We start from the raw sequence: 4,427 nt of genomic DNA on the forward strand, positions 1-4,427 counted from the left end.
CCCCCCCCCCCCCCCCCCCCCCCCCCCCCCCCCCCCCCCCCCCCCCCCCCCCCCCCCCCCCCCCCCCCCCCCCCCCCCCCCCCCCCCCACTGTGGGGCTCGTGTCCGATCCGGTGGACGCCGCCGACCCCGACCGCGGGGTCGTACCAGTGCACGAAGACGCTCTCCTGCCACCACGGGTCGTCGCCCGTGGCGTGGTTGCCCTCGTCCTCAGGCGTGTACTGCAACCCGCCGCCCATCGGCTGCCCCCTCCGCTTCGCCGGTGTCGGCGTTGATGGCCTGCAGCGTGGTGATCCACATGACGAAGACCCAGATGAAGAAGTCGACCGCGACTATCCAGAACCCGACCACGCCGTTCCAGGCGAACGGGCCGTCCTTGAAGAACGGCGTGAGGACGCCGAGCATCAGGCCGAGCGCGCAGTAGAGGTTCACGTAGCCGACCCAGCGCGAGTAGACGGTGCCGTCGCCGGACAGCACCACCGCCGCGATGGCGAAGTTCTGGAAGACCGCCGGAGCCACCGCGCCCAACAGGAAGAACCAGGCCATCGCATTCAGGGTCGTGGCAATGTCGGGGTCGGTGCCGTCGTAATAGGAGATCGCGAGCCAGATGGCCGCCGGGATCTGGATGCCCAGCACGCCGATGGCGCCGCTGAGCAACTGAGCCCACGTCATGACCGGGCGGGCGGAGCCCTCAATCCGACGCAGCTGGGCGGCGATCGCGCAGGTCGGGAACACGAAGGCGGCGCCGCCGAAGAAGAACATCGCCGCGGCGACGCGGACGTTGTCCTGATCGTGGAAGTTCTTGGCCATCTCCTCGAACGAGCCGTCGGGGGAGAACGGCGGGATCCACCCGGCGACGGCGAAGCCCCCGCCGACCAGGACCACGAACAGGCCGGTCAGGTGGATGCAGAGCTTCTGCGCGAACGCGTTCATGCCGCCGGGCCCCTCTTTCCTCTGCGGGACGTCGTCCCGTACGGGCGCATGTCAGCCTGCACGCCGGCTGACATGCGCCCCTGCGGGCTGACACCCCGGGGCGTTTCTAGAATGGACTTTCAGTATTGAACATACACTACAAAATGTCCAGACCCACTGTCCGAGGGTCAGGGCGTGATGGCGGCGGCCAAGACCTCCTCGGCGGCGGCGCGGGAGCCGCGGAGGCGCAGTCGCGGGTCGTCGACGACGGTGCGGCCCCAGAGCACCAGCAGCAGGGCCTCGGCGGGCCCGGCCAGCTCGGCGTCGGCCGCTGTCCCGGTCCCGGTCCCGGTGCCGTCCCCGGCCAGCGTGCATGCGGCGCCCTCGTCCGGGGCCAGGCGCAGGCTGCGCTGCAGCGGTGGGATCCGGGCGAGCCGCACCTGGCGCGGGAAGAACATGTCGACGACCTCGGCCACGCCGTCGGCAGCGAGGGCGGCGTCGATGCCGCCGGGCGTGCCCTGCGAGGACTCCGCGTCCCACCGGTGCACCGCGGTCTCGTGGGCTTGGCGGCGCATCCAGAAGGCGGCGGTGTCGACCTCCTCAAAGGTCCAGCAGGGTGTCGTGGCGTCGATCTGCGTCAGCGATTCGTGCAGCGCCGCGACACCCTCGGCGAACCAGTCGACGATCGCGTCCCGTCCGGCCGGGATCGGACGGGTCTCGAGGTGGCTGGGGCCGGTCAGCATCGCGCCGCGCGCCCAGCGGTGGACGCTGCCGAGATGCGCGGCGAGATCGGCCAGCGTCCAGCCCGGGCAGTTCGGAACCTGGGCATCGAGGTCGCCGGAGGCGAGAACCCGGCTGAAAGCATCCGCCTCGGCGCGGAGGAACTGCACGTGCTGCTCGGGCGTCATCGGGCCTCCGTTCGTCGGGGGCAAATCTAGAAGGCATGCTGGCCCCATGTCCGCTCCGCATTCCTCGCGCCCCGCCCCCACCACACGCTGCCTCGGCACGGACTTCACCTCCCCGGTCGACGACCGGTACTTCGAGGACTACGTCGAGGGCGGCACCTACGAGTACGGCCACCTCTCTGCGACCGAGGACGAGATCGTGGAGTACGCCCGCCAGTTCGACCCGCAGGCCATCCACATCGACCGCGACTACGCCCGCAGCGGCCCGTTCGGCGGCATCATCGCCAGCGGCTGGCACACCGCGAGTCTCATGATGCGGATGTTCGCCGACCACTACCTGACGCACAACGCGAGCCTGGCCTCACCGGGCATCGACGAGGTGCGCTGGCCGGCTCCGCTGCGACCCGGCGACCAGCTGAAGTTGCGGGTCACGACGGCCGAGGCCCGGCCGTCGAAGTCCAAGCCGGACCGCGGTCTGATCTTCACCGACGCCGCGCTGATCAATGCCGACGACCTGCCGGTGATGACGCTGCGGGCGATGAACATGATCGCCCGGCGCAACCCGGGCTGAGCCCGGCGCTTCGTCGTGTGGATCGCGGCGGCGTCGGACATCAGTTGGCCTGACGCCCACCCTGATCGGCCCAGTACGGCTCGCGCAGCTTGAACTTCTGGATCTTGCCGGTGGCGGTGCGCGGGATCTCGGTGCGCAGCTCCACCGAGGTCGGCGCCTTGTAGCCGGCCAGACGTTCCTTGCAGTGCGCGATCAGTTCGGCCTCGGTGACCTCTGCACCCGGGGCGAGGACCACGAGCGCCTTGATGGTCTCGCCCCACTTCTCCGACGGGACGCCGATGATCGCGACCTCGGCGACGGCGGGGTGGGAGAACAGGGTGTCCTCGACCTCGATCGAGTTCACGTTCTCCCCGCCGGTGATGATGATGTCCTTCTTGCGGTCGCCGATGGTCAGGTAGCCGGTCTCGTCGAGGGTTCCGCCGTCGCCGGTGTGGAACCAGCCGTCCTCCAGGGCGGCGGCGGTGGCGTCCGGGTTACGCCAGTAGCCGTCCATGACGACGTTGGAACGCGCCAGCACCTCGCCGTCGTCGGAGATGCTCAGTCGCACCCCGAGCGCGGGCTTGCCGGCGCGGGACATCTTGCGCGACTTCTCCTCCGCGGGCAGGTCGTCATCCACCGGGTCGGGAACGTTGACCGTGAGCAGCGGAGCCGTCTCGGTCAGGCCGTAGATCTGGGTGAACGTCCAGCCGAGCTCGCTGCCGATCCGCTCGATGGTGCGCGAGGGCGGGGGAGCGCCGGCGACGACGATGCGGACCCGGTCGCGGCCGGGCACCGTCTCGAACTCCGCGGCAGCGTCGAGGGTCGCGGCCCAGACCGCGGGGGCGCCGCACATGATGCTGACCCCGTGCCCCTCGACCCGGCGCAGGATCTCCGCGCCGTCGATCTTGCGGATCACCACGTTCGTCGCGCCGAGCCCGACCGTTGCGTAGGGCATTCCCCAGCCGTTGCAGTGGAACATCGGCAGCGTGTGCATCAGGGTGTCGCGTTCCCACAGCCGCAGGTGCATCGCGAAGGTGACCGCGTTGAGCCAGATGTTGCGGTGGGTCAGTTGCACACCCTTCGGGCTGGCCGTCGTGCCGGAGGTGTAGTTGATCGTCGCGGTGGCGTCCTCGTCCGGATCGGCCCACGGGCGGGGCTCGGCGCCGAAGCGCATCAGGGCCTCGGTCTCCTCGCCGAGGACAAACCGGTGCCGGGCGCCCTTGACGTCCTTGAGGTCCGCGTCGAGTTCGGGGTCGATGAAGACGACGTCGGCCTCGCTGTGGTCGACGATGAACTGCACCTCGTGCGGGCGGAGCCGGAAATTGATCGGCACGCAGACCCGCCCGGTGCCGGGCACGGCGTGCAGCAGCTCCATCAGCCGCGCCGAGTTGTGGCTGACCACGGCGACCCGCGCGCCGGGGGCGACGTCGAGGGCGTCCAGGCCGGCCTGCCAGGCCCGCACCCGCTCGCCGAACTGGCGGTAGGTGGTGGTCGGCACCGGCGCGGCCGGCTGGTCCGGTTCGTCGATGATCGCGGTCGAGTCCCCGAACGCGGTGACCCCGCGGTCGAGGAAGTCGGACACGGTCAGGGGAACGCGCATGCGGTGCCTCCACTGGGCGCCTCGGTCGGAACTCCGCCACGAAGTTAGCCTGACCCCGCTCGGCCCGTCCCGAAGGCCGTCCCTGGAGGCCGCACATGCCACTCGATTCGCAGATCGCCGCCGTCCTCGCCCAGGCCAGGGCCATGGGCGGCAAGCCGGTCTACCAGCAGACCGTCGCCCAGGCCCGCGCCCAGCTGGCGATGATGTGCGCGATGGGTGGGCGCAGCACCGCGACCCTGGCCGACGTCGCCAACCGCACCATCCCCGGGCCGGGCGGTGAGATCCCGGTCCGGCTCTACACCCCGACCGGCGACGGCCCCTTTCCTCTGCTGGTGTTCTTCCACGGCGGCGGGTTCGTGCTCGGCGACCTGCAGACCCACGACGGGGTCTGCCGCGAGCTCGCGGCCGGCGCCTCGTGCGTGGTCGTCGCCGTCGACTACCGGCGCGCGCCGGAGGCGAAG

At 71.0% G+C, this 4,427-nt stretch carries 5 protein-coding genes and 1 pseudogene; 2 read left to right on the forward strand and 4 right to left on the reverse strand.

All coding sequences use genetic code 11. The features are described 5' to 3' along the window. Nucleotides 1-91 precede the first annotated feature (91 nt). From H0X00_RS23775 to H0X00_RS09140, 3 genes and pseudogenes are all read right to left on the reverse strand, one after another. Nucleotides 92-238 (reverse strand): annotated as a pseudogene (locus H0X00_RS23775) (propanediol utilization protein); the annotation flags it as partial. Next, complete coding sequence (locus H0X00_RS09135; protein WP_293769273.1) at nucleotides 210-932, reverse strand: hypothetical protein; 723 nt, start codon at nucleotides 930-932, stop codon at nucleotides 210-212. The pseudogene H0X00_RS23775 and the gene H0X00_RS09135, both read right to left, overlap by 29 nt. Nucleotides 933-1,099: 167 nt before the next feature. Continuing rightward, on the reverse strand, nucleotides 1,100-1,819 hold the full coding sequence (locus H0X00_RS09140) for a maleylpyruvate isomerase family mycothiol-dependent enzyme (RefSeq protein WP_293769275.1): 720 nt from the start codon (nucleotides 1,817-1,819) through the stop codon (nucleotides 1,100-1,102). A gap of 46 nt (nucleotides 1,820-1,865) precedes the next feature. Here H0X00_RS09140 and H0X00_RS09145 point away from each other — a divergent pair, with 46 nt between their 5' ends. Next, on the forward strand, nucleotides 1,866-2,387 hold the full coding sequence (locus tag H0X00_RS09145; protein WP_293769277.1) for a MaoC family dehydratase: 522 nt from the start codon (nucleotides 1,866-1,868) through the stop codon (nucleotides 2,385-2,387). A gap of 40 nt (nucleotides 2,388-2,427) precedes the next feature. Here the strand turns inward: H0X00_RS09145 and H0X00_RS09150 are convergent, their stop codons facing one another. Further along, nucleotides 2,428-3,966 (reverse strand): AMP-binding protein, encoded by a 1,539-nt coding sequence (locus H0X00_RS09150; RefSeq protein WP_293769279.1) that lies wholly within the window; start codon nucleotides 3,964-3,966, stop codon nucleotides 2,428-2,430. A gap of 95 nt (nucleotides 3,967-4,061) precedes the next feature. On the opposite strand from H0X00_RS09150, the gene H0X00_RS09155 reads away from it, so the two are divergent. Next, the coding region (locus H0X00_RS09155; protein ID WP_293769281.1) for an alpha/beta hydrolase fold domain-containing protein at nucleotides 4,062-4,427 on the forward strand (366 nt) is incomplete at its 3' end.

This window comes from Sporichthya sp. (assembly GCF_013815995.1).
In the GTDB taxonomy this organism is placed as follows: domain Bacteria; phylum Actinomycetota; class Actinomycetes; order Sporichthyales; family Sporichthyaceae; genus Sporichthya.

What these genes read in the sequence shown, in the direction of transcription:
- H0X00_RS09135 (WP_293769273.1), bottom strand. Translation starts at nt 932, where the DNA reads ATGAACGCGTTCGCGCAGAAGCTCTGCATCCACCTGACCGGCCTGTTC.
- H0X00_RS09140 (WP_293769275.1), bottom strand. Translation starts at nt 1,819, where the DNA reads ATGACGCCCGAGCAGCACGTGCAGTTCCTCCGCGCCGAGGCGGATGCT.
- H0X00_RS09145 (WP_293769277.1), top strand. Translation starts at nt 1,866, where the DNA reads ATGTCCGCTCCGCATTCCTCGCGCCCCGCCCCCACCACACGCTGCCTC.
- H0X00_RS09150 (WP_293769279.1), bottom strand. Translation starts at nt 3,966, where the DNA reads ATGCGCGTTCCCCTGACCGTGTCCGACTTCCTCGACCGCGGGGTCACC.